General features: G+C 69.5%; 20 protein-coding genes, 2 tRNA genes and 1 pseudogene. 5 read left to right on the forward strand and 18 right to left on the reverse strand.

Features of this window, described 5'->3' with window-relative positions; genetic code table 11:
* Positions 1 to 256: 256 nt before the first annotated feature.
* The gene (locus ABZV38_RS10705; RefSeq protein ID WP_356326422.1) at positions 257 to 1,591 is read left to right on the forward strand and encodes a hypothetical protein; all 1,335 of its coding nucleotides are present in this window, start codon (positions 257 to 259) and stop codon (positions 1,589 to 1,591) included.
* Positions 1,588 to 3,165: an NADH-ubiquinone oxidoreductase-F iron-sulfur binding region domain-containing protein gene (locus ABZV38_RS10710; protein ID WP_356326423.1), complete on the forward strand. Its 1,578-nt coding sequence runs from the start codon at positions 1,588 to 1,590 to the stop codon at positions 3,163 to 3,165. Before ABZV38_RS10705 ends, ABZV38_RS10710 begins: the two co-directional genes overlap by 4 nt.
* A 75-nt stretch (positions 3,166 to 3,240) precedes the next feature.
* Here the strand turns inward: ABZV38_RS10710 and ABZV38_RS10715 are convergent.
* The 3 genes from ABZV38_RS10715 to ABZV38_RS10725 form a co-directional block, all read right to left on the reverse strand.
* Positions 3,241 to 3,313, reverse strand: a tRNA-Ala gene (locus tag ABZV38_RS10715).
* A gap of 125 nt (positions 3,314 to 3,438) precedes the next feature.
* Entirely contained in the window at positions 3,439 to 3,672 is a 234-nt protein-coding gene (locus tag ABZV38_RS10720) for a hypothetical protein (protein ID WP_356326424.1), read from the reverse strand.
* 181 nt (positions 3,673 to 3,853) lie between these two features.
* Entirely contained in the window at positions 3,854 to 4,807 is a 954-nt protein-coding gene (locus ABZV38_RS10725; RefSeq protein ID WP_356326471.1) for an MFS transporter, read from the reverse strand.
* Here ABZV38_RS10725 and ABZV38_RS10730 point away from each other — a divergent pair.
* Positions 4,782 to 5,021 (forward strand): annotated as a pseudogene (locus ABZV38_RS10730) (transcriptional regulator); the annotation flags it as partial. The gene ABZV38_RS10725 and the pseudogene ABZV38_RS10730 sit on opposite strands and share 26 nt — an antisense overlap.
* 49 nt (positions 5,022 to 5,070) lie before the next feature.
* On the opposite strand, the gene ABZV38_RS10735 reads toward ABZV38_RS10730, so the two are convergent.
* The 7 genes from ABZV38_RS10735 to ABZV38_RS10765 form a co-directional block, all read right to left on the reverse strand.
* Positions 5,071 to 5,143: transfer RNA gene (locus ABZV38_RS10735), tRNA-Ala, on the reverse strand.
* Between the two features lie 138 nt (positions 5,144 to 5,281).
* Complete coding sequence (locus tag ABZV38_RS10740) at positions 5,282 to 5,935, reverse strand: histidine phosphatase family protein (RefSeq protein ID WP_030921157.1); 654 nt, start codon at positions 5,933 to 5,935, stop codon at positions 5,282 to 5,284.
* Positions 5,932 to 6,363: a ribosome silencing factor gene (gene rsfS, locus ABZV38_RS10745; RefSeq protein WP_356326425.1), complete on the reverse strand. Its 432-nt coding sequence runs from the start codon at positions 6,361 to 6,363 to the stop codon at positions 5,932 to 5,934. The genes ABZV38_RS10740 and rsfS overlap by 4 nt, the downstream gene beginning before the upstream one ends.
* Positions 6,364 to 6,479: 116 nt before the next feature.
* The gene (locus tag ABZV38_RS10750; protein WP_356326426.1) at positions 6,480 to 8,183 is read right to left on the reverse strand and encodes an LCP family protein; all 1,704 of its coding nucleotides are present in this window, start codon (positions 8,181 to 8,183) and stop codon (positions 6,480 to 6,482) included.
* Positions 8,184 to 8,202: 19 nt separating this feature from the next.
* On the reverse strand, positions 8,203 to 8,820 hold the full coding sequence (gene nadD / locus ABZV38_RS10755) for a nicotinate-nucleotide adenylyltransferase (RefSeq protein ID WP_356326427.1): 618 nt from the start codon (positions 8,818 to 8,820) through the stop codon (positions 8,203 to 8,205).
* Positions 8,821 to 8,858: 38 nt separating this feature from the next.
* Positions 8,859 to 9,023 carry a hypothetical protein gene (locus tag ABZV38_RS10760; RefSeq protein WP_356326428.1) on the reverse strand — a complete coding sequence of 55 codons (165 nt, stop codon included), beginning with the start codon at positions 9,021 to 9,023 and terminating at the stop codon, positions 8,859 to 8,861.
* 84 nt (positions 9,024 to 9,107) lie between these two features.
* A complete protein-coding gene (locus tag ABZV38_RS10765) occupies positions 9,108 to 9,260 on the reverse strand; it encodes a hypothetical protein (protein ID WP_176902209.1) in 153 nt (50 codons plus the stop codon).
* A 111-nt stretch (positions 9,261 to 9,371) separates the two neighbouring features.
* Between ABZV38_RS10765 and ABZV38_RS10770 the strand changes: the two genes are divergently transcribed.
* Entirely contained in the window at positions 9,372 to 10,505 is a 1,134-nt protein-coding gene (locus ABZV38_RS10770; protein ID WP_356326429.1) for a M48 family metallopeptidase, read from the forward strand.
* Here ABZV38_RS10770 and ABZV38_RS10775 read toward each other — a convergent pair.
* The 5 genes from ABZV38_RS10775 to proB all read right to left on the reverse strand — a co-directional run bounded on the left by ABZV38_RS10775 (position 10,423) and on the right by proB (position 15,569).
* Entirely contained in the window at positions 10,423 to 11,559 is a 1,137-nt protein-coding gene (locus tag ABZV38_RS10775; RefSeq protein ID WP_356326430.1) for a hypothetical protein, read from the reverse strand. The genes ABZV38_RS10770 and ABZV38_RS10775 overlap by 83 nt on opposite strands.
* Before the next feature lie 227 nt (positions 11,560 to 11,786).
* Positions 11,787 to 12,386 carry a hypothetical protein gene (locus tag ABZV38_RS10780; RefSeq protein ID WP_356326431.1) on the reverse strand — a complete coding sequence of 200 codons (600 nt, stop codon included), beginning with the start codon at positions 12,384 to 12,386 and terminating at the stop codon, positions 11,787 to 11,789.
* A 66-nt stretch (positions 12,387 to 12,452) separates the two neighbouring features.
* Positions 12,453 to 13,736 carry a glutamate-5-semialdehyde dehydrogenase gene (locus ABZV38_RS10785; protein WP_356326432.1) on the reverse strand — a complete coding sequence of 428 codons (1,284 nt, stop codon included), beginning with the start codon at positions 13,734 to 13,736 and terminating at the stop codon, positions 12,453 to 12,455.
* A gap of 82 nt (positions 13,737 to 13,818) precedes the next feature.
* Positions 13,819 to 14,319, reverse strand: coding sequence for a hypothetical protein (locus tag ABZV38_RS10790; RefSeq protein WP_356326433.1), 501 nt, complete (start codon positions 14,317 to 14,319; stop codon positions 13,819 to 13,821).
* A gap of 143 nt (positions 14,320 to 14,462) precedes the next feature.
* Entirely contained in the window at positions 14,463 to 15,569 is a 1,107-nt protein-coding gene (gene proB, locus ABZV38_RS10795; protein WP_356326472.1) for a glutamate 5-kinase, read from the reverse strand.
* Positions 15,570 to 15,946: 377 nt separating this feature from the next.
* Between proB and rfbC the strand changes: the two genes are divergently transcribed.
* Entirely contained in the window at positions 15,947 to 16,546 is a 600-nt protein-coding gene (gene rfbC / locus ABZV38_RS10800; RefSeq protein WP_356326434.1) for a dTDP-4-dehydrorhamnose 3,5-epimerase, read from the forward strand.
* Positions 16,547 to 16,612: 66 nt separating this feature from the next.
* On the opposite strand, the gene rfbD is transcribed toward rfbC, so the two are convergent.
* The 3 genes from rfbD to ABZV38_RS10815 are packed head-to-tail and all read right to left on the reverse strand — an operon-like array spanning position 16,613 to position 19,559.
* Positions 16,613 to 17,509, reverse strand: a complete 897-nt coding sequence (gene rfbD, locus ABZV38_RS10805; protein WP_356326435.1) for a dTDP-4-dehydrorhamnose reductase — start codon at positions 17,507 to 17,509, stop codon at positions 16,613 to 16,615.
* Positions 17,506 to 18,492, reverse strand: a complete 987-nt coding sequence (rfbB, locus tag ABZV38_RS10810; protein WP_356326436.1) for a dTDP-glucose 4,6-dehydratase — start codon at positions 18,490 to 18,492, stop codon at positions 17,506 to 17,508. Before rfbB ends, rfbD begins: the two co-directional genes overlap by 4 nt.
* A complete protein-coding gene (locus ABZV38_RS10815) occupies positions 18,489 to 19,559 on the reverse strand; it encodes a glucose-1-phosphate thymidylyltransferase (protein WP_356326438.1) in 1,071 nt (356 codons plus the stop codon). Before ABZV38_RS10815 ends, rfbB begins: the two co-directional genes overlap by 4 nt.
* Between the last annotated feature and the right edge of the window lie 428 nt (positions 19,560 to 19,987).

Below are 19,987 nucleotides of genomic sequence, written 5' to 3' on the forward strand. Positions count from 1 at the left end.
CGTGGACGAGGACCAACGACGGAGCCCCCGGCACGGCCCGCGGAGAGCCTGTGGAGGACCCCGGAAAGCGGCGGCGGATCGTCCGCAAGGTCACTGCCGGCCCTCCGCGAGGCGGCGGCGGAAGGTCCGGGAAGCGGGGGTTACTCCGCGTACCGCCCTCTATCGGGGCAACCGCTCAAACCCCGTACTGGCCGGTATGGAGCGCCTTAGCATGCCGCAACGGGACCGCTTTGCCGAACCATTCGGAGTCGCCCCAATGAACCCTCATCGCAAGATCCGCTCATCCCCCACCTTGAGCGCCGGACCGAACCGCTCGGTACAGGGCGGGCTCACCGTCGCCGTGCTGGTTCTCATCCCTCTGCTCGCCGTCGCAGGGAGCGACGACTTGCGCGCCGCACTCGATTTCACCACCGGTGTTCTGTCACTGGTCTCGCTCACCGCCGCGGTGGCCTGGGGCCTGATCGCCACCGACCGGCTGTTCCTGTCCTCACGGCAGCGCCTGCTCGGCCAGGGCATCCACCGGGCCGCCGCCTCCGCCTCGCTCGGCTTCCTGCTCCTGCATGTCACCGTGAAGGTCGCGCTCGGACATGTGGCACTGCTGGGCGCCCTCGTACCCTTCGGCCTCGGTGTGAGCGGCACGGCCGGGCTGATCGGCTTCGGCTCGCTGGCCGGGCTGCTGATGGTCGTCGCCGCCGCAACGGGCGCGCTGCGCAGCGCCTTCGCCACCCCGGGCCGCGTAGCAGGCCGCTGGCGCGCGCTGCACGCCCTGTCCTATCCGGCCTGGTGTGCTGCGCTGATCCACGGTCTGTACGCGGGCCGGCCACCCGCGACCTGGGTCGTCGTGATGTACAGCCTCTGCCTGGTCGCGGTGGCCGCCGCCCTGTGCCTGCGACTGCTGCCGCCGCCGGCGAAACGCCGGATCACCGGTCTGATCGCCGCTCTGATCAAGCCCGATGCCTTCCCCTCCGAACTGGATCCGATGCCCCGCGAGGCCTCGCTGCCCGGTGCGGAGCACGTACTTCCGCTCGGGCGGGAAGAACTGGGCCGGGAGGAGCTGGGCCGGGAACGCGCCTACGGCGGGCTCGGCCGGGATCTGCGAGGCACCCCGCTGCCGTCGTCGTTCGACCGCCCGCGCATGCCTCTCTCCGCACCCGTCCCACCGCTGTACGAGGCCCCGTACGAGACTTCGTACGGGGCTCCGCCCCGCAGCTCCGACCGTCTGGCCACGAGCCCCGACACCGGACCCATCGGGGGCTCAGGACCCCTCCGTACGGGCCCCGACCCCGGAATCTCCGCCGCCTACCGTGCGGTCTCGCGGGCCGCCGAGAACGCGGTTCCGGTCCCCGGGCCGAGCCCCCAGCAACCGGCCGGACGCTGGCCCGCTCCCTCACCCGCACCACCGGCCCAGGCACAGACCCAGACGTTCCGTCCCCCGTACGAGCCCGCCCAGGAACACCCGTACGACCCGTACGGAACCGACATGCCGACCGGCCCGCTGCCCGCCGTCGACGAGACCGCACCGCTGCCGGGGCCGCTCTACCCGCCCCCTGCCGGAGAACCCTGGCAGGCACCCGCAGGAGACCGACCGTGAACCTCCCCCTCCCCGACGTGCCCGAAGTCCGCGTCGTCGGCCTCCCTCAGCTGACCACCGGGTTCGACCTGGTGGAGCGGCTAGACCTCCCCATGCATCTGAAGGTGCACGGACCTCTCGAACCGATGACCGGAGAGCGCCTGGCCGAACTGACCGAATCCATCTCACTGCGTGGCCGCGGCGGTGCGGGCTTCCCCTTCGGAAAGAAGCTGCGGGCCGTCGCCAAGGCGTCCATCCGACGCGGGGTACGCCCCGTCGTCGTGATCAACGGCAGCGAGGGCGAGCCGGCCTGCCGCAAGGACACCGTCCTGCTGAACCGCGCACCGCACCTGATCCTGGACGGCGCGCTGCTGGCGGCGGAGGCGCTCGGCGCCCGCACGCTGATCGTCGCCGTCACCCGTAACTCCACGGAGATCTCCATACGCAGCGCTCTCGCCGAGCGTGGCCTGTCCGACCGGCGCGGGCAGCAGCTGCGCGCCCGCGTGGTGCGCACCCCCGAACGGATGGTCTCCGGCGAGGCCTCCGCGGTCATCAGGGCGGCGGGCGGTGGCCCCGCGCTGCCGCCGGGCCGTCGCGAGCGGGCGGCCGAGTCGGGCGTCGGCGGCGCCCCGACACTGCTGTCGAACGCCGAGACGTACGCGCAGCTCGCCGTCGCCGCCCGGATCGGCGCCCGCCGCTACGGGCACACCGGACTGCCCGACGAGCCCGGCACGGTGCTGCTCACCCTCTCCGGTGCCGTCTCGCGCCCGATGGTCATCGAGGTGCCCACCGGTGTGCCCCTGCGGTACGTACTCCAGCTCGCCGGCGCGCCGCCGCTGCCCCAGGGCGTGCTGACCGGCGGCTACCACGGCAACTGGATCGACGCGATGGCCACGCACGACGCCGTCGTCTCCCGGGCTTCCCTGGCGGCGGCGGGCGGCGCGCTGGGCGCAGGCGCGATCCTGCCGATCGGGCCCGAGACCTGCCCGCTCGGCGAGTCGCTGCGGATCGCGAACTGGCTGGCCGCCGAGACTGCGGGCCAGTGCGGCCCCTGCAAACTGGGGCTGCCGGCCGCGGCCGGCGGACTGTCCGACCTGCTGAACGGCGGCGGGCCCGCAGCCCTGGAGGCGCTGCGCGAGGTGACGCAGGCGGTGAAGGGCCGGGGCGCCTGCAAACATCCGGACGGCTCAGCCCGCTTCCTGACCTCGACCCTGTCCGCGTTCACGGACGATCTGGCCGCCCATGTCCTGAACGGCGGCTGCGGCCGGGAGACGGTCGGGGTCCTGCCCCTGCCCGCGCCCGGCTACCAGGACCTGGAGGAGTCCATTCCGAGCGGCGAGAAGCTGGCGGTGGACTGGACGCTCTGCAAGGGCCACGGGCTCTGCGCGGACATCGTCCCGGAGCTGATCAGGCTGGGCCCCGATGGTTACCCCGCACTCGCGGATGCCGCGGTTCCGGTGCATCTGCGGGGACGCGCGCAGCGCGCTGTGCGACGGTGCCCCGCGCTGGCACTCCGTATCGAGCAGGCACCCGCGGAACGTCCCGCGCTGCCGCCGGGCGCCGGGCGCAAGGCCCTTGGCAGTGGCCGGAGTTGACCTGCACAAACAAGCCCTGCATCGACAAGAAGCGGGTCATCCGATTCGGATGACCCGCTTCTTGTTACTTCCCTGTGGAGCTAAGGAGAATTGAACTCCTGACCTCCTGCATGCCATGCAGGCGCTCTACCAACTGAGCTATAGCCCCGTGCTGTTTTCCGCCCGGTCTCCCTGGCGACATCGAGAACATTACACGGTCCCCCCGGCCCACCACCAAATCGATTCCCCTTGGTGCCGATATAGCCCGTTTTGGAACGCTTATCGGCGTGGCGCTCAGGCGGTGGCGAAGGAGTAGAAGCGCTTGAGGGTGCAGTGGTCCTCCAGGAGCCGCCCGTAGATCGGCTCCCCCTCCAGCTCCCGATACGTCTCGATCGGGTCGCCTTTTATGATCAGCGCCCGCGCACACTCCTCGCACCAGTACTGGTACTCGAGGTTGATCGGGTCCATGTCCCTGACAATGGGCGTACCACTGCCGCACCAGTCGCACTTCCGCCTGTGTGCACCCATGAGTCAGCCGACGCCGCCTTCGGGGAACTCGGAGGCCTCGGGGGCTTCGAACACGCGGGAAACTCCGGGAAAAAGGGGCAGGTCCGCGACCTCGTGGCGGCTCGCAGGCATCGCGCGCTCCCTCCCGTTCGGTCCGTCTCCCCCTCCGGCGGTCCGATTCTGCCATGGCCCCGCAAGGGGGTCAGCCCTGCTGAGAATCGACCGGCTGCCGACGCCGTACGAGACCGGCCGACGTACCCGCGATCGCGGCCACCAGGAGTGCGAGGGCGCATACCCGCAGCGCGTCCGCGGACCCGTGCGCCCCTGGCGTATCAAGGTGGTTGAGGAAGAACATGGCCTGCGCCCATGACCACCAAAGCCGCATACAGCCTGAGTCCGCCTCCCCGCCGTCGCGCATCACGAGCCCGAAGGCCACTGAAGCGACGGCCGCCAGGACGAATCCGCCCGGAACCAGGACCTTTTGGAGTCCTGCGGGCCACCGCCGCCAGGTCATTCCGACCGCTCCGAAGACCACCGCGGTCGGCCCGAACATCAGCCCGGCGCGCAGCGCCGAGTGGCCGAGACCGCCCTGGACATGCAGCGTCATTGCGAAGAGGAAGCCCGCGTTGATCGCCATCACCAGCAGAATGCGCACGGCCGCCCGGGCGATGCCGGGGATACGCAGCACTCCGCCGACCACCTGCCCGGCAGCTGCCCCGGTGACCAGAACCGCGCTGTAGGCACCGAGCGCCCGGATGCGCGCCGCGCCGGTCAAGTGCCGCTGGATGAGGCTGAGTACCTGCGGAACCATCACCGCCGTACCTGCGCCCTGGATCAGCCGGAAGGCGATCAACTGCCCGGTGTCCGCAGCCAGTCCGCAGGCGAGCAAGGCGGCGGTGAAGACCGCAGGCCCGACGAGATGGGCCCGGCCGCGTCCGAACAGACCTCCGAGCCTGGCGCCGGTGATCAGCAGGACGGCGTACGAGATGGTGCGGCCGGCCACAAACAGCTGCAACCCGGCACCGGACGCGCCGAGTTCGGTACGGATCGTCGGGGCGGCAAGGCCGTCCCATCCGCTCCGGGGCGTCCAGCCGGAGCGTACGCGCCACGGTCTCCAGGACCTGCGGTCGTTCGTGGACCGGCTCTCGGCGGCCAGTCCCTCCTTCGCCGAGCTCTGGCAGAGGGGGACGTCGCCCCGCCGGGTCCGCGGGCGAAGACATTCCGGCACTGGGCAGCTGACTCCGAGATACGGATGACGTCCGTGTCGCTGTCCGTCAATGGGCTGCCGGAGCCGGATCGTGGCATACACCCCGGCCGACGAGGAGAGGGGGCAGCAGTTGGCGGCGCTGCGCCGACGCCGGGAGGGGTGAGCCGGGAACGCGAAGATCCCGCCCCCTGACGGGGACGGGATCCTGATTGTGGAGCTAAGGAGAATTGAACTCCTGACCTCCTGCATGCCATGCAGGCGCTCTACCAACTGAGCTATAGCCCCTCTGTTCGCTGTGTTTCCCTGCGTTTCCGCGCTGCGAACAAGAAGAACTTTAGCCTGTGACCAGCCAGAAAGTGAAATCCGGCCGACGCCGCCCGGAGGCGGCCTCCGGGCACCGTCCCGGCGCGCCCCGAAGGGGGGCTAGGCGTCATCGCCGAGCACGGGCTCGGGCAGTGTGCCGGCGTTGTGCTCCAGCAGGCGCCAGCCGCGTGCGCCCTCGCCCAGCACCGACCAGCAGCAGTTGGAGAGTCCGCCGAGCCCTTCCCAGTGGTGCGCCTCCAGGCCGAGCAGCCGCCCGATGGTCGTGCGGATCGTGCCGCCGTGGCTGACCACGACGAGCGTGCCGCCGTCGGGCAGCTTGTCGGCGTGATCGAGCACGACAGGGGCGGCCCGGTCGGCGACCTCGGTCTCCAGCTCGCCGCCGCCGCGCCGTACGGGCTCGCCGCGCTTCCACGCGGCGTACTGCTCGCCGTACTGCCGGACGATCTCCTCATGGGTGAGGCCCTGCCAGGCACCCGCGTAGGTCTCGCGCAGTCCCGCGTCATGGGCGATCTCCAGCCCGGTGATCGCGGCGAGCTCGGCGGCCGTGGCCGCCGCCCGTCGCAGATCGGAGGCGACGATCGCGTCCGGCTTCAGCGAGGCGAGCAGCCGGGCGGCCCGGTGGGCCTGCCCGACGCCGGTCTCGGTCAGCTCAATGTCCGTGGAGCCCTGGAATCGGCGCTCCAGGTTCCACGCCGTCTGGCCGTGTCGCCAGAGGACGATCCTGCGGCCCCTGCCGCTGCTGCTGCCGTTCAGCTCTGGTCACCTTCCGTGCTGCCGGTGAGCTGGGCGTGCTCCTCGGCCTTGCCGCGAGTCTTGACGGCGTCCTCGGGGAGCGCGATCTCGGGGCAGTCCTTCCAGAGGCGCTCGAGCGCGTAGAAGACACGCTCCTCGCTGTGCTGGACGTGGATCACGATGTCGACGTAGTCGAGGAGGATCCAGCGGGCGTCGCGGTCACCCTCGCGGCGTACCGGCTTGGCGCCGAGCTCCTCCTGGAGCCGCTCCTCGATCTCGTCGACGATCGACTTGACCTGGCGGTCGTTGGGGGCCGAGGCCAGCAGGAAGGCGTCCGTGATCGACAGCACGTCGCTGACGTCGTACGCAATGATGTCGTGCGCGAGCCGGTCGGCGGCCGCCTGAGCGGCGGCGTTGATGAGCTCGATGGAGCGGTCCGTGGCGGTCACAAGCAGGCTTTCGTCGGCGGTCAGATCAACCTCTAGGGTCTCACGGACCGCCGACAGCCCACGCAGCGATCTTTCGAAGATCCATCTCGAAGATCGTTCAGGGCGTGGAGCCCCAACTATTTGATCTTGTAGTCCTGGCCGAGGACAACGGACACATCGGCGTTCGCGGCAGGCTTGCCCTGCTTCACCGCGCTCGCCGGCAGGCCCAGGGTCTTGGCGACCTGGGTCGCCTTCTCCTTGTCGGCCGCGGCCTTGTAGACGACCGCGGACGACACCGCGGTGTCGGTGTTGCCGCTGCCGACGAAGGCATAGCCACCGTTGACCAGCCTGATCCGGGCGGACTCCGTACCGTCCTCGTTCCCGGTGCCGTTCTTGACGCCGACCCGCACGGCCGCGTCCTGGTCCGGGGCCTTCACCGTGCCGCCCAGGATGTCCTTGACGACGCTCTCTGTGGCCGCGTCGGTGAGGGTGCCGTCCGGCTGCACCGGCAGCAGTGCCGTCTTGTAGTCGCCTATCTTGGCGTGCTCGGCAAGCTTCGCCAGGGACGCGCCGAGATCCTTCTCCGGCAGCGACGGGTCCAGGATCTGCGCCAGCGTCTGCACGGTGATCGTGGCGGCCTTCGGATCGTCCGAGACCTTCCGCAGCACTCCGCGCATGACCTGCCCGAACCGCATGAGCTGCTTCGTCTCGGCCTCACCGGGGCCCCGGTAGGTGGCGTACGCGACGGCCATCTGGCCGCTCAGGGTCTGCGCCTTACCCTTCTTGACCACGGGCGACGCACCCTTCTTGGTGTCCGGCACATCGGTGTCCGTGTCGACCTCGATGTTGCCGACCAGGTCGACGAGGTTCTCCAGGTACGGGGTGTCGAGCCGCCACGTGCCGCTGATCTTTGTGCCGAGCAGCGTGTCGATGGACTCGCGGGTGCCGTTGGAGCCGTCCTCGTCGACGGACTTGCCGAGGGTGGTCGTGTTGCCCTCGTCGTCGGCGACTGCGAGCGAGTTGGGCAGCAGGACCGTGGTCCCCTGCTTGGTGGTCACGTTGTCGACGAGCAGCGCCGTGGAGGTGCCGCCCTTCTTGGTGTTGTGCAGATGGACCACGATGACGTCGCGCTGCTGCGGACCCGTCGTCGCGGTGTTCTCCTTCTCCGAGCCGCCGAGCCCCGGGATCTTGCCCGCGGACCAGAGGTAGCCGACACCGCCGACCACGACCAGGACCACCACGACGATCAGCGCGACCATCCGGTTGCGGCCGCGGCGCCGTGCCTCCTCACGCCGCTCGCTGCGGCTCTCGGTGAACTTCAGCCAGTCGATGACGTCTTCGGAGTCCTCGTCGGGCTCCTCGATGAAGGAGAACTGCCCGGTGCCGGAGTCACGGTCCGCGCGGCGCTGCTCGCGTACGACCGGCTCCGGCTCGAACTCCGGCTCCCGCTGCTGCGGGGCGGGCGCCGGGGCGGGGGGCTGCTGCGGGATGTTCCACTGCGCCGTGGTGTCGACCGCGGCCGGCTGCTGGCCGGTGTCGTAGCCGTATCCGTCGTAGCCGTAGGTCTGCTGCTGAGGCTGCTGGGAGGCGTACGGGTCGTACTGCTGGGGCTGCTGGGGCTGGGTGTACGGGTCGTATCCGTACCCCGGCTGAACCGGCTGCCCCTGCCCCTGCCCCTGCCCCTGCCCCTGCTGGGCGTACGGGTCGTACTGCCGCTGGGGCTGCTGGTGTTGCTGTTCCTGCTGCCCGGGCTGCTGATACACCGGCTGCCCGTACTCGTCGTAGCCGACGATCTGCGGCTGCTGGTAGTACGGGTCGTACGGGTTCTGTCGGTCGTTCACCGGTGCCCCTCTCCGTGGCTCATTCGCCGCGGTACAGCTGGCGCTTGTCGATGTAGCGGACCACACCGTCCGGCACCAAGTACCAGACCGGTTCCCCCTGCGCGACTCTCGCACGACAGTCCGTGGACGAGATCGCGAGCGCCGGGACCTCCACGAGGGAGACACCGCCCTCCGGCAGTCCGTCGTCCGTGAGCACGTGCCCAGGCCGTGTCACACCGATGAAGTGGGACAGCGAGAACAGCTCCTCGGCGTCCCGCCAGGTGAGAATCTGCGAGAGAGCGTCGGCGCCGGTGATGAAGAAGAGGTCCGCGTCGCCATGGATCGCGCGCAGGTCCCGCAGCGTATCGATCGTGTATGTCGGTCCGCCACGGTCGATGTCACTGCGGCTGACCGAGAACTGCGGATTGGACGCCGTCGCGATGACCGTCATCAGATAGCGGTCCTCGGCCGGGGAAACCCCCTTGTGGCTCTTCTGCCACGGCTGCCCGGTCGGAACGAAGATCACCTCGTCGAGGTGGAACTGGGCGGCCACTTCGCTGGCCGCCACCAGGTGTCCATGATGAATCGGGTCAAACGTCCCGCCCATCACACCGAGTCGGCGTTTGCCGCGGCCGGTAGGCACTTTCTGCTCTCCCATGCGTGCAGAGCCTACTGGCACAGCTGTACGCCTTCGCCTCAGCGGTCGCGGTTGAAGCGGGTGGTGATCCACAGCAGGAGCAGAAGTGTGACGACCGCACCGCCTCCGGTGAGGTACGGGCTGAGGCTTTCGTGGTTACCACCGTGCTCGCCGCCCTCGGCGGCGAGAGTGACCAGCTGGTGTGCGGTGCTCGTGAGGCTCATCTTCGGCAGGACCTATCGATCGGAAGTCGGAAGGAAGACGTCGCGCACATCGTATGCGGGGGCCCCGGGCACGCTCACGCCGACTCAGTCGTTGTTGTCGTCGTTGCGGTATCCGCGCAGCAGGAACCAGGCGAGCAGCGCCGCGCCGATGAGCGCGGCGAGCAGCACGATCCGAAGGGTGTTGCCCGGGCCCTGGTCCTCGGATGCGGCGGCGAGCAGAGCAACGGTGTGCGGCATGTTGGGCGTCTCCTCAGTTATCCACAGCCCCCCGCACACCGTAGCCCCAGCGCCTACGCTGGGATTTGTCAGGGGGCGAGCGACGTCTCGTACGAACAGGGGGCCCAATTCATGACCGACAACAGCCATGCGAGTCACGAGCGCGTGCCGAGCAGGCAGCGCAGGCGTTTCTCGGGCATCTCGTCCCGGGCGTACGAACACCCGGCGGACCGGTCGGCTCTGGTGGCCCTGCGCAAGCTGAGCGGTTTCGACACGGTGTTCAAGGCGCTCAGCGGTCTGCTGCCCGAGCGCAGTCTGCGGTTGCTCTTCCTCTCCGACTCCGTCCGGGTGAGTGACGCCCAGTTCGCCCATCTCAACGACATGCTGCGCGACGCCTGTTACATCCTGGATCTGGAAAAGGTCCCGCCGATGTATGTGAACCAGGACCCGCAGCCGAATGCCATGTGCATCGGTCTCGACGAGCCGATCATCGTGGTGACGACGGGGCTGGTGGAGCTGCTCGACGAGGAGGAGATGCGGGCGGTCGTCGGGCACGAGGTGGGGCACGCCCTCTCCGGTCACGCCGTCTACCGCACGATTCTGCTGTTCCTCACCAATCTCGCCCTGAAGGTCGCCTGGATCCCGCTCGGCAATGTGGCGATCATGACGATCGTGATGGCGCTGCGCGAGTGGTTCCGCAAGTCGGAGCTGTCCGCGGACCGGGCGGGGCTGTTGGTGGGCCAGGACCTCAAGGCCTCCATGCGCGGTCTGATGAAGATTGCCGGTGGCAATCATCTGCACGAGATGAATGTGGACGCCTTCCTCGCGCAGGCCGACGAGTACGAGAAGGGTGGCGATCTGCGCGACTCCGTACTCAAGATCCTGAATGTGCTGCCCCGCTCCCACCCGTTCACCACGGTGCGCGCGGCCGAGCTGAAGAAGTGGTCCGAGAGCCGCGACTACCAGCGGATCATGGACGGCCACTACCCGCGGCGCGAAGACGACAAGGACACGTCGGTGACGGACTCGTTCCGGGAGTCCGCCACGCACTACGCCGACTCGGTGCGCACCAGCAAGGACCCGCTGATGAAGCTCGTCGGCGACATAGCCGGGGGCGCCGGGGACCTGGGCGGCAAGCTCCGCGACAAGTTCACCGGCGGCGGTGCGGCAGGCAAGGGTGGCGCTACGGATGACTCCGGGGCGACCCGGCAGTCGGGGACGGAGGACCCGGGGAGCCCTCAGGGGCCCGGGCCGACCGGGAGCTGACCTCCAGCGTCCCGCAGAGCGCCGCCGTGGGCCGGCCCGTCGCATACGGGTCGGTGCCCGCCGGCCCGCGGGTGGCCGCGCGCTCACCGGCGAGCAGCGGGCGCAGGGTGCCGGTCGTGTCCGACGAGCAGGCCTGCGGCCCGGCCTGGACGTAGCTGGTCCGCAGTTCCAGCCGGTGCAGCCGCAGGTCCTCCCGGTCGAAGCGGAAGTGCAGCTCGCGCCGTACGGTGAACAGCGAGACTCGACCCGCTTGTTGGGGGCCCGAGACGGCCGGGCGCAGGGCGTACGTGAAGGTGTGGTCCGATACCACCTCCAGGGTGTCGGACCCCGCCTCGGAGTAGGCCAGAGTGCCCTGGACCCGAATGTCCGGATCGGCCAGCGCCACCTTCGCCGGATCGAACCGCACCAGCCAGCCGGTCGCGGCATGCTGCCCGTCGTCGGCCGATCGGGTCACGCTCCGGTCGAACTGGTTCGTCTGGTCCGGGTCGAGCAGCAGCTCCACCGGCCGCACCGAGCCGCCGGTGAGGACGTCGGGGTCGAGGGAGGATGCCACCAGGTAGTCCTTGACCGTGGTCAGGGCGGTGGTCACCTGACTGTCCGAGAAGTTGTCGGTCCGCCGGGTCATCGGAAGGTTGATGCCTGCGGCACCTGTCCGGAAGTGGGCGGCGGGACTCGTGCCGAAGAGGTCAGCGGCCTTGCCGCCGGGGACGGCGCCGTGGGGCGCCAGGGGTATGACGGTCGACCGGAGCGGCTCGGCGCGTCTGCCGACGGGTGGCTGGTACGGATTGCTGAGGCCCATGTAGATGGCCGTGGCGAAGGCAATGGCTATCAGGACGATCAGGGCGATGACGGCCCGGGATCCGGTGCGGAAGTGCCGGGCCGGGAGGCTGCGTACGGCGCGGGCGTGCTCGCCCATGCGCTCCTGAGCGGAGAATTCCTGGAGCCGGGCAGCGCGGACGAACGACTCGTCGAAGACGACGGACCGGTACTCGTCCTCACCACCGCCGGGGAGCCCCTCGGGTGCTCCTTCTGGCGGTTCTCCACGGCCTGTCATGACTTCTCCCGACTCCACGTCACCGGCCGAGGCCGACACGCTACGCTCTGCTTCGGCCGAAAGGCCTCGGGCAGGGCCTGTCCGCCATGAGTTCGCATGTGCGGACGAGTGAGAAGCCCCCTCCGGGGGAGGGGTCACACCTTCAGAGTAGGTCGATTGCCGCGAACGTAAACGCTCTGGCGTGTGCGAACTCGGTCCGAGTGCGCACACGCCAGGGCGACCGCGTATCAGGGTGTGCGTGGGACCGCAGAGACCGCGGGGCGGAAGTACTCGGCGGAAGCGGATGGGGCGACACCGGATCCGGGTGCGCTGTCCACGCCGGTCGTGGCGGGTGAGGGGATCTGGTCCTGACGGTTGGCGGAGGCACCCCGGTAGACGGCGCTGAAGGCCAGCGCGACCATGCCGATGCCCATCAGCAGCGCGAGCAGCCAGGCCACCGGGCGGTGCCACCGGGCGGCACCCCGGTACGGGCGCAGGGAGCCGCCGTGGCGCCCGTACGGGCCGTTGTCGTAGTCGTCGAGCCCGTCGGGGTCCAGCGGGTCGCCGTAGGGGCTCCCGCGGCCGTATGCGCCGCCCGGACCGTATCCGTCGTCGTACAGTTCGTCGTCGGCGGCGCCACCGCCGGCGCGGGCCCGGGCCGCCTCGGCCTCGGCGCGCGCCTGGGCAGCCGCCAACAGCCGCTCGACCGCGGTGGCTTCATGGAACTCGGCAGCCCGGACAAAGTCCTCGTCGAACACCACGGAGGCGAAGTCCTCGTCCGCGCCCCCGCGGTCGTCGTCGGGCTCCCAGCCGTCCGGAAACGGCCTGCCCCCCACGTCGTCCGGCACAGCTTCAGCGTAGCCCCGGTGGGTCGTTTTGGGCAGGGAGACTACAAACTCACCGAGGGCCGAAGATCACCGTACGTGACCGTCCCCGGTCACGATGTACTTCGTCGAGGTCAGCTCCGGCAGGCCCATCGGGCCCCTGGCGTGCAGCTTCTGGGTGGAGATTCCGATCTCCGCGCCGAACCCGAACTGCCCCCCGTCGGTGAAGCGGGTGGACGCGTTCACGGCGACCGTCGTGGAATCCACCAGTTGAGTGAACCGGCGGGCGGCAGCCTGCGACGTGGTGACGATCGCCTCGGTGTGGCCGGAGGACCAGAGCCGGATGTGGGCGACGGCCGCGTCCAGCGATTCGACGACGGCGGCCGCGATGTCGTACGAGAGGTACTCGGTCTCCCAGTCCTCCGGCGTCGCCGCCACGACGGTGGCCTTGGACCCCTCGGCGTACTCCAGTACCCGCTCGTCGCCGTGCACCGTCACCCCGGCGTCGGCCAGCGCGTCCAGCGCCCGGGGCAGGAACTCCGCGGCGATGTCCTTGTGGACCAGCAGCGTCTCGGCGGCGTTGCAGACGCTCGGCCGCTGGGCCTTGGAGTTGATGAGGATGTCGACGGCCATGCCGAGGTCGGTCTGCGCGTCCACGTAGACATGGCAGTTGCCGGTACCGGTCTCGATGACCGGAACGGTGGATTCCTCGACGACCGTGCGGATCAGGGAGGCGCCGCCGCGCGGGATGAGCACGTCGACGAGGCCGCGGGCCCGCATCAGTTCCCGTACCGAGTCGCGGTTCTCGCCCGGCACCAGCTGCACCGCGTCGGCCGGCAGGCCGGAGCCGCCGACCGCGTCGCGCAGCACCCGGACGAGTGCGGTGTTGGAGGCGTACGCGGAGGACGAGCCGCGCAGCAGAACGGCATTGCCCGACTTCAGGCAGAGCGCGGCGGCGTCCACCGTGACATTGGGCCGGGCCTCGTAGATGATCCCGACCACGCCGAGCGGCACCCGGACCTGGCGCAGGTCGATGCCGTTGGGCAGGGTCGAGCCGCGCACCACTTCGCCGACCGGGTCGGGCAGCGCCGCCACGTCCCGCACATCGGCGGCGATGGCCCGGATCCGCTCGGGGGTGAGGGTGAGCCGGTCGACGATCGATTCGCTGGTCCCTGCCGCGCGGGCGCGGGCGACGTCCTCGGCGTTGGCCGCGACGATCTCAGCCGTCCGCACCTCCAGCGCGTCCGCGATCGCCAGCAGCGCGTCGTCCTTCGCCGCGCGCGGCAGTGGCGCGATGTCGGCGGCGGCGGAGCGGGCCCGGTAGGCGGCCTGGGCGACCGGGGACATGTTGTCGTACGGCGAAAGCGTGGTCATGCCCGCAGGGTAGTGCGCACACTGCGGGCATCCCTCACGTATCCCGTGATGCGAGACGGCCGTCCCAACCGGAGCCGACCGGTCAGTACGGGTGCACGCCGACCGGTGCCGCCGGTGGCGGTCCATATCCCTCGGCGATGCGCAGGTGGTACGTCTCCCGGTCGATGACCTCCAGGCCGACGATCTCCCAGGGCGGCAGCTTGGCACTGGAGCGGTGCTCGCCCCACAGCCGCAGTGCGACCGCCGCCGCGTCGTGCAGGTCCCGTGCCTCTTCCCAGTAGCGGATCTCCGCGTGGTCGTTGGCGTACCGGCTGGTCAGCAGGAAGGGATGGTCGTTGGCGAGCTGTTCGAGACCGCGTCTGACCTCCTTCAGCGGTGTCTCGGTACCCGAGACGCTGAGCGTGATGTGCCACAGCTTCGACCGGGTGCGTTCCTCCTTCGCCACCACCGGCTCGGGGTCGGTGGTCCCGTCGGACGTCCGGTCGACGGACCGGACCTCGTCGAAGCCGACACCTGCTCCGACGCTGGTCAGGGCGCGGCCACCCGTTCCTCGGGGCGGCGCCCCCGGGCGCGCTCGTCTCACCGGCGGCCTCCTGTGAATGCGTTGCTGTGCTGTACCCCGCTGTGTCCCCGCTACAAAGTTGACCAGCCCGGGGCCTGGCGTGGGGCGGTTTTCATGAAGGTCTCTGCCCGAAGTCCGGACTTTCAGCCGTTTCAGGGGGCCGGTCAGTGGTGCAGGAGGACCAGATCGTCCCTGTGTACGACCTCGCGTTCGTACTCCGGGCCGAGCTCGCGCGCCAGATCACGGGTGGATCGCCCGAGCAGCTGCGGAATCTCCTTCGCATCGAAGTTGACGAGTCCGCGGGCCACGGGGCGGCCCTGGAGGTCGCGCAGTTCCACCGGGTCCCCCGCGGTGAACTCGCCCTCGACCGCGGCGATCCCGGCCGGCAGCAGCGAACTGTGGCGCTCGACGACGGCCCGTACGGCCCCGTCGTCCAGGGTCAGCGATCCCTGCGGAGTGGAGGCGTGGGCCAGCCAGAGCAGCCGGTCCGCCGAGCGGCGTCCGGTGCGGTGGAAGTACGTACCGGTGTCGCGGCCGGCGAGGGCGTCGGCCACGCGGCTCGCGGAGGTCAGGACGACGGGCACCCCGGCAGCCGTGGCGATCCGGGCGGCTTCGACCTTGGTGACCATGCCGCCGGTGCCGACGCCCGCCTTTCCCGCGCTGCCGATGGTGACCCCGGCCAGATCGGCCGGGCCGCTCACCTCGGCGATGCGCGAGGTGCCCGGGGTGCTGGGGTCGCCGTCGTAGAGGCCGTCCACATCGGAGAGGAGGACCAGCAGATCGGCGCGGACGAGATGGGCGACGAGCGCGGCGAGCCGGTCGTTGTCGCCGAACCGGATCTCGTCGGTGGCGACGGTGTCGTTCTCGTTGACGATCGGGAGCGCGCCCATCTCCAGGAGCTGGTCGAGGGTGCGGTAGGCGTTGCGGTAGTGGGCGCGGCGGCTGGTGTCGTTGCTGGTGAGCAGCACCTGGCCGACACGTACGCCGTAGCGTGCGAAGGAGGCGGTGTAGCGGGCGACGAGCAGCCCCTGGCCGACGCTGGCCGCGGCCTGCTGCCTGGCGAGGTCCCGGGGCCTGCGGTGCAGGCCGAGCGGGGCGAGTCCGGCGGCGATGGCTCCGGAGGAGACGAGGACGATCTCCTTCTCCCCGCCGCTCCTGACCTTGGCGAGGACATCGACGAGCGCGTCGACCCGGTCGGCGTCGAGGCCGCCGGCCGCGGTGGTGAGGGACGAGGAACCGACCTTGATCACGATCCTGCGCGCTTCGGTCACGCCCTGCCTTGCCCCTGCCACGTGCACGTTCCTGCCCTCGTCGTCTTCTTCGTCATCGGCTGCGTCTGCCTGGCCGTCAGGGTACGCGAGCGGGGTGGACCGTCGGACCGAACAGACGTTCCCGATAATCGGACTCCCGCTTTTCATCCTCCGGCCGCGGAGTAATGGCCGCACAGCCAGTGGGTGACATGAAAGCGAAAGTCACATCAAATGACTTACATATTCCGCACCGCTATGGGCGGTCTCCATCATTGAGCGCCAGTCCAATTAACCTTCGGGACATCTCATTCACCGGAGCCATGGGCGGCGACAATTCCCGTTAAATTGGCTGTCCCCATTCCGATCTGCCTCAAGCGCTACAACAAGGATGTGATCGCATGCGGCAGCTCTCCTTCCCCGGGGCCTGGGTGCATGAGCCCAAGCTCTTCCCGGACAGTCGCGGCAGCTTCCACGAGTGGTTCAAGAGGTCCGACCTCAACGACGCCGCCGGACACGGTCTGCAGCTGGCGCAGGCCAACTTCTCGGTCTCCAGCCGGGGAACCCTGCGCGGCATCCACTTCGCCGACGTGCCGCCGAGCCAGGCCAAGTACGTCACATGTGTACGGGGCGTGGTGCTCGACGTCATCGTGGACATCCGGGTGGGCTCCCCCACCTACAAGCAGTGGGAAGCCGTACGCCTCGATGACGTGGTTCATCACGCCGTCTACGTCGCCGAGGGGCTCGGCCACTCCTTCATGGCGCTGACCGACGACACAGCGGTCGTCTATCTCTGTTCCGAGGGCTACGCGCCCGGTCGTGAACGCGGCATCAATCCGCTCGACCCCGAACTGGGCATCGAATGGCCCGAGGGCATCACACCGCTGCTCTCCGGCAAGGATGCCGCCGCACCCTCGCTGGCCGAGGCCGAGGCACAGGGGCTGCTGCCGTCGTACGAGGCCTGTCAGACGTACTACGCGGAGCTGCGCGCCCGGGGCTGAACCGACCGGGACAGTGCGGGAAGTGCGGGCGACTCCCGGTGGAATTCAGCGGAGTGCAAGTCGGGGTCATCGCTGCGCGCCGCACCGTTCCGCTGCGAGCAGGGCCGGGAAGGCTTCTTCCAGCGCCGCCCGCCAGTCGCGGATCGGTTCCATCCCGGCCGCCGCCCAGCCGTCGTGACCGAGCACGCTGAACGCGGGCCGTGGAGCCGGCCGGACGAAGGCGTCGCTGGTGGTGGGGCGGACGCGCGCCGGGTCGGCCCCGAGCAGCCGGAAGATCTCCCGGGTGAGGCCGAACCAGGTCGTCTCCCCGCCGCTGGTGCCGTGGTAGATGCCCGCGGGGACGGTGCCCGCCAGGGCGGCCCGTCCGAGCCGGACGAGCAGGTCGGCCAGATCGGCAGTCCACGTGGGCTGCCCGCGCTGGTCGTCGACCACCTCGAGGGCGTCCTTGACGCCCTCCAGTTTGATCATCGTACGGACGAAGTTGGGGCCGTCCGCGCCGTACAGCCAGGCGGTACGGACGACGTAACCGGCGTCCGGGAGGGTGTCCAGCACCGCGCGTTCCCCGGCCAGCTTGGTCCGGCCATAGGCGCTGCGCGGGCCGGCGGCGGCGTCCTCCGGGTACGGCTTCTCGGCGTCCCCGGCGAAGACGTAGTCGGTGGAGACCTGGAGGAGCACGGCGCCGTGCGCACGGCAGGCCGCGGCGAGGACCTCGGGACCCGTGCCGTTGACCCGCAGCGCCGCCTCCTCCTGGGACTCGGCGTCGTCGACGGCGGTCCAGGCGGCGCAGTTCACCACGACGGCGGGACGGTGGAAATCGAAGGCGGCGTGCACCGCGGTGGGGTCGGCGATGTCGAGGGCCACGCGGTTCGCGGCGACCGCGGTGACGGACTCTCCGGCGAGCCGGGCCAGGACGTCCCGGCCGAGCATCCCGGCGGCTCCGGTGACCAGCCAGACGGGGCTCACAGTGCGGCCCTGTCCTTCAGCGGCTCCCACCAGGCGCGGTTGTCGCGGTACCACTGCACGGTCTCGGCGAGACCGGTACGGAAGTCCTTGCGGGGTTCGTAGCCGAGCTCATTGCGGATCTTCGTACAGTCGACGGAGTAGCGGCGGTCGTGACCCTTGCGGTCCTCGACATGGATGACGCCGGTCTCCCAGTCGGCGCCGCAGGCGTCCAGCAGCAGACCGGTGAGCTCCTTGTTGGAGAGTTCGGTGCCGCCGCCGATGTTGTAGACCTCACCGGCGCGGCCCTTTGTACGGACCAGTTCGATGCCCTGCACATGGTCGTCGATGTGCAGCCAGTCGCGGACGTTGGCGCCGTCGCCGTACAGCGGGACCGGCTTGCCGTCCAGCAGGTTCGTGACGAACAGCGGGATGACCTTCTCGGGGAAGTGGTGGTGCCCGTAGTTGTTCGAGCAGCGGGTCACGCGCACGTCGAGGCCGTGGGTGCGGTGGTACGAGAGGGCGATCAGGTCGCTGGACGCCTTGGCCGCGGAGTACGGCGAGTTGGGTGCCAGCGGGTCGGTCTCGGGCCAGGAACCCTCGTCGACCGAACCGTAGACCTCGTCGGTGGAGATGTGCACGAAGGTCTCGATGCCCGCCAGATGCGCGGCGTGGACCAGGGTGTGGGTGCCCATCACATTCGTGCGGACGAACTCGGCGCCGTCGTCGATGGAGCGGTCCACATGGGACTCGGCGGCGAAGTGCACGACCTGGTCGTGCTCGGACATCAGCTTGGCGACCAGCTCCGCGTCGCAGATGTCGCCCTGCACGAAGGCGAAGCCGGGATGGTCGCGGACCTCGTCGAGGTTGGCGGGGTTGCCCGCGTAGGTGAGCTTGTCGAGCACAGTGACGGCAACGTGTCCGGGCCCCTGCGGACCGAGCACCGTACGGACGTAGTGCGAGCCGATGAAGCCGGCCCCGCCGGTCACCAGGATGCGAGTGGTCATGAGGAGATCTGCACCTTGCTGTGGTCGCCGAGCACGAGTCGGTGGGCGGACGGGGAGCGGGGAGCGGGGGTCACTTCGACGTCATGGCCGATGAGTGACGCCTCGACGCGTCGGACACCGTCGATCGAGGCGCCCCGCAGGACGATCGAGTACTCGATCTCGCTGTCCTCGATCCGGCAGTCCTCGGAGACCGAGGTGAACGGACCGACATACGAGCCACTGATCACCGAGCGGGAGCCGATGATCGCGGGGCCGACGATCCGGCTGCCGCTGACCTTGGCGCCCGCCTCGATCCGGACCCGGCCGATGATCTCGCTTTCGTCGTCGACGTCGGCGCCCTCGACAGAGCGCTCGACGGTCTCCAGCACCGTCCGGTTGACCTCCAGCATGTCGGTGACATTGCCGGTGTCCTTCCAGTACCCGCGGATCGTGGTGGAGCGGACGTCGCGCCGCTGGTCGATCAGCCACTGGATGGCGTGCGTGATCTCCAACTCGCCCCGCCAAGAGGGTGTGATGGAGCGCACGGCCTCATGGACGGCAGGGGTGAAGAGGTAGACACCGACGAGCGCCAGATCGCTCTTCGGCTCCTTCGGCTTCTCCTCCAGCGCGGCCACCCGGCCGTCGCCGTCGAGTTCGGCGACACCGAAGGCGCTCGGGTCGGGCACCCGGGTCAGCAGGATCTGCGCATCGGGTCGGTCGGCGCGGAACTCCTCGACCAGGGCGGCGATCCCGCCCACGATGAAGTTGTCGCCGAGGTACATGACGAAGTCGTCGTCCTCCAGGAAGCGCCGGGCGATCAGCACCGCGTGCGCGAGCCCGAGGGGCTCGTCCTGCGGGATGTACGTGACCTCGATGCCGAACCGGGAACCGTCGCCGACGGCCGCGCGGATCTCTGCGGCGGTGTCGCCCACAATGATGCCGACCTCGGTGATGCCCGCTTCCGCGATGGCTTCCAGGCCGTAGAACAGCACCGGCTTGTTCGCGACCGGGACCAGCTGTTTGGCAGAGGTGTGCGTAATGGGACGGAGCCGGGTGCCGGCCCCACCGGAAAGTACGAGAGCTTTCATTTTGCCTGCCCGATGGTGAGATTCCGGTCATGTCGCGGCTGCGACCTTCGGGGCGATTTTACCGAGATTCATTGTCCGATCTGCCGCGAATGGGTCCATGGAATCGAGATGCGCCCGATTGACACCAGGAAACATTTTCCTGTGTCGCACACTTCTTCCACCGCGACAGAGGATTGTGGGAATTACCTTCCGCACCGATTGCGTTTCCGCACATATGAGGCCACCTGGGGGGACCCCTACGCCCAGGTCCACGCTCCATCGGCACGGACCGGCCTGCGACTGTCCGCACACAGCCGGCTGACGGGGTGTGCACAGCCGCACGTTCATCATCTAGAATGGTTGTACGAAGCTGCATATTGTTACATAGCCCTCACCTGAGCCACACAAGCGGATGACGTGCCTTCTCTACGGTGGGGGCGCATCACACC

It is taken from the genome of Streptomyces sp. NPDC005181 (genome assembly GCF_040608395.1).
Classification (GTDB): Bacteria; Actinomycetota; Actinomycetes; order Streptomycetales; family Streptomycetaceae; genus Streptomyces.

Bases quoted from the DNA above. Each gene is read 5' to 3' on its own strand.
- ABZV38_RS10720 (WP_356326424.1), bottom strand. From the start codon at position 3,672: ATGGGTGCACACAGGCGGAAGTGCGACTGGTGCGGCAGTGGTACGCCC.
- ABZV38_RS10760 (WP_356326428.1), bottom strand. From the start codon at position 9,023: ATGAGCCTCACGAGCACCGCACACCAGCTGGTCACTCTCGCCGCCGAG.
- rfbC (WP_356326434.1), top strand. From the start codon at position 15,947: ATGCGGCAGCTCTCCTTCCCCGGGGCCTGGGTGCATGAGCCCAAGCTC.
- ABZV38_RS10770 (WP_356326429.1), top strand. From the start codon at position 9,372: ATGACCGACAACAGCCATGCGAGTCACGAGCGCGTGCCGAGCAGGCAG.
- ABZV38_RS10815 (WP_356326438.1), bottom strand. From the start codon at position 19,559: ATGAAAGCTCTCGTACTTTCCGGTGGGGCCGGCACCCGGCTCCGTCCC.
- ABZV38_RS10765 (WP_176902209.1), bottom strand. From the start codon at position 9,260: ATGCCGCACACCGTTGCTCTGCTCGCCGCCGCATCCGAGGACCAGGGC.
- ABZV38_RS10705 (WP_356326422.1), top strand. From the start codon at position 257: ATGAACCCTCATCGCAAGATCCGCTCATCCCCCACCTTGAGCGCCGGA.
- nadD (WP_356326427.1), bottom strand. From the start codon at position 8,820: ATGGGAGAGCAGAAAGTGCCTACCGGCCGCGGCAAACGCCGACTCGGT.
- rfbB (WP_356326436.1), bottom strand. From the start codon at position 18,492: ATGACCACTCGCATCCTGGTGACCGGCGGGGCCGGCTTCATCGGCTCG.
- ABZV38_RS10775 (WP_356326430.1), bottom strand. From the start codon at position 11,559: ATGACAGGCCGTGGAGAACCGCCAGAAGGAGCACCCGAGGGGCTCCCC.
- ABZV38_RS10785 (WP_356326432.1), bottom strand. From the start codon at position 13,736: ATGACCACGCTTTCGCCGTACGACAACATGTCCCCGGTCGCCCAGGCC.